This window comes from Yersinia artesiana (assembly GCF_902726545.1).
GTDB lineage: Bacteria > Pseudomonadota > Gammaproteobacteria > Enterobacterales > Enterobacteriaceae > Yersinia > Yersinia artesiana.
Genome location: NZ_CACVAD010000104.1, coordinates 1 through 4531, shown reverse-complemented (window position 1 = coordinate 4531; position 4531 = coordinate 1). Strand labels below are relative to the sequence as shown.

The following is a 4531-nucleotide window of genomic DNA, read 5'->3' as shown; positions in this document are numbered from 1 at the left end:
TAATTTATCTCATTAGTTATTTTATTTTCATAGCCTAGTAGATAACTCGTCTTGTCCTTCGGACATTAATTGAAAGACATCTAATAACATTAACGGATGACATCTTCCTTTAATCTATATTGCGCCGCTTAATTCGGCGTTTTGTTTTCTCTTTATTTACAGTCTTTCATATTAGTTGTATTAATTAATAAGGAGAGCTTTTACATTGTTATCAAAACAATGCCCACTTATACACTCACTTCGTGAGCGTGTGGGGTCTACCGACGGTTGCCTGCCGCAGGCTAAAAGAAAAACCAAGGTCAACACAAAAGTTTTTCTTGCGAAAAACTAACAGCAGCATGGTTATATTTGAGGTGTATATTTTATGGCTATTTTTCATCTGGAGTTTAAAATTGTGAAACGCTCAGAGGGCATGTCTTCCTGCAGAAAGGCAGCTTACCATGCGCGTTGCAGAATAACAGATGATCGCACGGGCAATACCTATGATTTCAGCCACCGTTCTGATTTATTCCATCATCAGATATTAGCGCCTGTTTCAGCGCCCTCTTATATTACTGAAAGCTCAACAGCCCTATGGAATGAAGTTGAAAGAGTCGAGCGCCAGAAAGATGGTCAGACAGCCCGTTATTTTGATGTTGCTATTCCCTGTGAGCTAAACAACGAGGACAAAATAAAACTGGTGTTGGAATACTGCCAAAATAATTTTGTCGATAAGGGAATGATTGCCGATATCGCTTTCCACGATCTGGACAGTAATAATCCCCATGCACATGTGATGTTGACATTAAAGCCAATTACGGCTGAAGGCTTTGGCAAAAAGGATAGAAGCTGGAATGAGAAGAAAAACGTGATCCTATGGCGTGAAGCGTGGTCTACCCTCACCAATGGTTATCTTGAAGCCGCTGGCACTGAAGAGCGTATTGATCATCGTTCTATTGATGCTCAACACAATGAAGCCTTGGAAAATGCCGCTATTACATTGGATGTTGAAGACAAGGCGTTATGGCTTGCCAAGGCAACGTTAACCAGTCGTCCCCCGATGCAGCGTATTCACCGTGCTAAGTGGAACAGCAAGAGTGTTCAGGAAAACCGTGCGGCTGAACAGGCTTTTCGTGATGAACTGAAACAGGAAGCTCAGGTCACCTACCGAACCTTTAAAGATCTGGACCAACAGATCATTGTTGACCTCAGAAGCTTCACCGTGTCCGAGTTGCCTGAGCCTGTTGAAATCGTATTGCCTGAAACGGGTTCGCAGTCATCATCAGAAGACCAACAGCCAGTTCTGGTTGCCCCAGTACCTTATGCCCGCACTAAATTGAGAAACCCATCCTCAGCAAAAACCAGAGCTGGTAAACGCGCTCCTGTTAAGTCCAAGAAGAAAAAAATTGAACCTCGTCAGGATGGTATCTTCAAGCGTTTTACTCTGTTGGTCGTGGATTTCTTCAAGGAGAAATTTATTTGGGCCAAGAAGAAGCCTGTTGCTCTTGATGTTGAGCACGATAAGCGCATTGCTGAAAACTATGTCTTTGATGAGGTGCTGGGTATCTATGTTCCCCGTGCTGAATTTGAGAAACGTGCAAGGTTTAACAGTGATGATTACAGACCGATGAAGGAGGAGATCACTCGTTTTCCAAGTCGTCCTAAAAATGAAAATAATCATATTGATAACAATATAGATCTCACTCCATCCATACAAACCAGAAAAAGTAATGTACCAAGACCAAACCCTCCGGGTTATAGAAATTGATGGCATCTTAAACATTAATTGTTTTTAAATATTATGCAGTGCAATGATTGTTATTTTTTAATGAAATTCATCTACCGCTGTTTATGTCTTATTACGTTCGACGAAACTTAAGATGAGATTATTTAGTTTCTGGTGTTCGTCGAAAGGTAAGAAAAATCATTATTTTTATATTTACTTTATTCCTACGGCGTTGTATTTTATTAGTTACCATTTTATTAAGGTTAAGATATGCTTATTCACTTCACTGGTAGCTATGAAAATATTGCATCCATATTAACAGATAAGGGGTTGTTATTAAAATATTGCAAGGAGAATTTTTTTAATAAACGAGATAGAATAGCGTCTTCCGCAGTACATCCTATGGTGTGTTTTAGCGATTATGACCCTGATGAACTATCAAAAACTGAAATTACCTATGGTGAGTATGGCATTCAGTTCACTTGGCAATGGGTTAATAAAAACAATATAAGCCCAGTCATTTATATGCACAATAACTCTACAGCAGCATCTGGATTAGAGGATCTATTAATAGAAAGAAGAAATAATAAAAATCTATCTAAGAACGCGAGACTTGCAATCATTAAAATAAAATGCTTCACTAAAAATGCATTTGGGAAAAATATTAAAATGAAGAACGATAATTTTAACTTTACAAAAGAGAAAGAATGGCGTTATGTTCCTACTTTATCTCAAATAGCCAATGGACGCATATCGGAAAATCGTTCCAGATATAATAAAGAAAATAAAAACCTAGATAAGCATGTCAAGTCATTTCCTTTGAAGTTTGAAATTGATGACATAGATTGTATTTATATAAAGGCTGATTCACGAGAAAAATTTTTGACCGAATTTCCAGCACTGCGTACCAAGATGAAGATCGCAAACTGGATTGTATAATATAATTATATAAGCATGAGTCACCACCATAAAAATGGTGACCATACGTTATCAGAAAATATTAATCACACTCAGCGTCTAAAAATAACATTATCAGAGAAGATCGCCTTACCAGTTATAAAAGCCACAATAAAAATTATCGGCAGACTGATAGTAGCTCCTGCCATGCCTGTAGACATTCCAATCAATATAGACAGGCCGAAGGACAGGAAGATAGCCAAGACAGCATACCATTGTGGAAAGGTTCCATATAAAACAGTCGCCATGCAGCCGGTGCAGACATGCACTCCTCGCTGACTCTCTTTTAGGCAAAAAGGACACTGAATTGTATTGTTTTTCATAATCCCCCCCTTAGTTCGCCTTCCAGCCGTTGCTGGTTTTAACAAGAGTGATCACACTTTGAACAGGCTCATTCATGCCCCTGACGCTGGCAAATGCTTTTTTGTCCACCCATGAGGGGACATCTGCCAGTTTCCATGTATAAGATACGCGAACAACTTTCTGATTACCGTTGCCCGGCTCAGTCCATTCTTTGACTTCTTCCACGACACGACGACCAATGCAAACACCTTCTTTGGCACCCCAGATTTTGGCTTGTTTACCTTCATCTGTTATCCCAAGTGTGTTGTTATCCCAGCCTTTAACAAAGGCCATTAAGCCCTGCTCAACGAGACCATCAAGGATCACAGACCCCGTTCCTGTGCCAGTTTCATCAAATCGTGGCTTAGAGAGCTTAATAGGAAAGCTGACATTGTTGTTATTCAATGAGTAGCAGGTTTTCGTTTGACCAATCTTTGCGTTGATCGCTTTCTCAAAGTCGCCTTTTTCACCACAGCCTGATAACAGAACAGAAAGACTTGCAGCTACCAAAATTTTACGCATAGTTTTAATCCTTTATTAATGGCTGATAGTGCCATTGCTCAACACAACAAGACGAACTGGCATATCAGCATTGTTCACTGTAGTGAAACCACGAACCTCAAAGTTGCTGACTGTTCCAGTGACGCTGACTTTCTGACCTTTCCTGTAAGTAAGAACAGCATCATCAAGGCCAGAGTAGTAACTGATCCACACCATACCGCCGCAATAGCTGGTATCTGATGTTTTGAAGAGCAGGTAATAGTTGGCATGAGCGGCTTTTGGCATACCATTGAGCATATCGCTGGCACTCCTGCCTTTAGTGACTTCAAGAACAGTGGCATTAGCAATTGAGATCCGTTTACCCGTCCAGTTCTTTTCTGCTGCCATTGCATTTTCTTCATAGTCCTTACAGACAGGACCAAGGCCAGCAACTGAGGATGCCGGGCCGGTATCTTGTTTTGCTGTGGAAAGACCTAATACGTTATCTACTGTTCCGTTCAATGAGGATAACGAGGTATTAATCGCCCCATTGACCTTATTCACGCCTTCATTAAGTTGCTGGCACCCTGATAAAGCTATAACCGTCAGTGCCAGCGATAGCGCAATGCTTTTACTCATACACACCCTCGAAAGAAGTCAGTTTGAGAGGATAAAGGCCGTTCCGGCACCAGTAAGAAGGCTCTATATGAGGCATCGACTGGTATGAGGGAACAAACCATCTTTTTAACCAATTGATAGGATTAAATTATTTTTGTTTTTCGTCATATCGTTTGTAACGATCAAAATCAAACTTATGATAGTTATTGCCTATCATAGATTAACTATCGATCGTTATTGTCAATTAAAAACCCGATCGATTAGAGCTTATCAATCGTTAAAAACTATCGATATCGATTTATAAATCGTTTAAATCGATCATTTTCTTGCTATATTGAGAGTGGATGAGTAGAGTAAGCTGAAACTCAGAGAGCGATTTAATGGCTATTTGAGTAAAACAGATGAAAAAATCATCTGACAATATGTAGT

General features: G+C 39.9%; 5 protein-coding genes. 2 read left to right on the top strand and 3 right to left on the bottom strand.

Annotation, left to right across the window (positions count from 1 at the left end):
• Positions 1-364: 364 nt before the first annotated feature.
• Together mobQ and HU019_RS20095 are read left to right on the top strand one after the other, a co-directional pair.
• The gene (gene mobQ / locus HU019_RS20100; RefSeq protein WP_174848486.1) at positions 365-1747 is read left to right on the top strand and encodes a MobQ family relaxase; all 1383 of its coding nucleotides are present in this window, start codon (positions 365-367) and stop codon (positions 1745-1747) included.
• Between the two features lie 228 nt (positions 1748-1975).
• A complete protein-coding gene (locus HU019_RS20095; RefSeq protein WP_174848485.1) occupies positions 1976-2644 on the top strand; it encodes an abortive infection system antitoxin AbiGi family protein in 669 nt (222 codons plus the stop codon).
• A gap of 71 nt (positions 2645-2715) precedes the next feature.
• On the opposite strand, the gene HU019_RS20090 is transcribed toward HU019_RS20095, so the two are convergent.
• From HU019_RS20090 to HU019_RS20080, 3 genes are read right to left on the bottom strand one after another with little or no spacing between them, the layout of a single operon-like run.
• The gene (locus tag HU019_RS20090; protein WP_174848484.1) at positions 2716-2985 is read right to left on the bottom strand and encodes a hypothetical protein; all 270 of its coding nucleotides are present in this window, start codon (positions 2983-2985) and stop codon (positions 2716-2718) included.
• 10 nt (positions 2986-2995) lie between these two features.
• Entirely contained in the window at positions 2996-3526 is a 531-nt protein-coding gene (locus HU019_RS20085; RefSeq protein WP_174848483.1) for a hypothetical protein, read from the bottom strand.
• Positions 3527-3541: 15 nt separating this feature from the next.
• Positions 3542-4123 (bottom strand): hypothetical protein, encoded by a 582-nt coding sequence (locus tag HU019_RS20080; RefSeq protein ID WP_174848482.1) that lies wholly within the window; start codon positions 4121-4123, stop codon positions 3542-3544.
• Between the last annotated feature and the right edge of the window lie 408 nt (positions 4124-4531).

What these genes read in the sequence shown, in the direction of transcription:
- HU019_RS20095 (WP_174848485.1), top strand. Translation starts at nt 1,976, where the DNA reads ATGCTTATTCACTTCACTGGTAGCTATGAAAATATTGCATCCATATTA.
- HU019_RS20080 (WP_174848482.1), bottom strand. Translation starts at nt 4,123, where the DNA reads ATGAGTAAAAGCATTGCGCTATCGCTGGCACTGACGGTTATAGCTTTA.
- mobQ (WP_174848486.1), top strand. Translation starts at nt 365, where the DNA reads ATGGCTATTTTTCATCTGGAGTTTAAAATTGTGAAACGCTCAGAGGGC.
- HU019_RS20090 (WP_174848484.1), bottom strand. Translation starts at nt 2,985, where the DNA reads ATGAAAAACAATACAATTCAGTGTCCTTTTTGCCTAAAAGAGAGTCAG.
- HU019_RS20085 (WP_174848483.1), bottom strand. Translation starts at nt 3,526, where the DNA reads ATGCGTAAAATTTTGGTAGCTGCAAGTCTTTCTGTTCTGTTATCAGGC.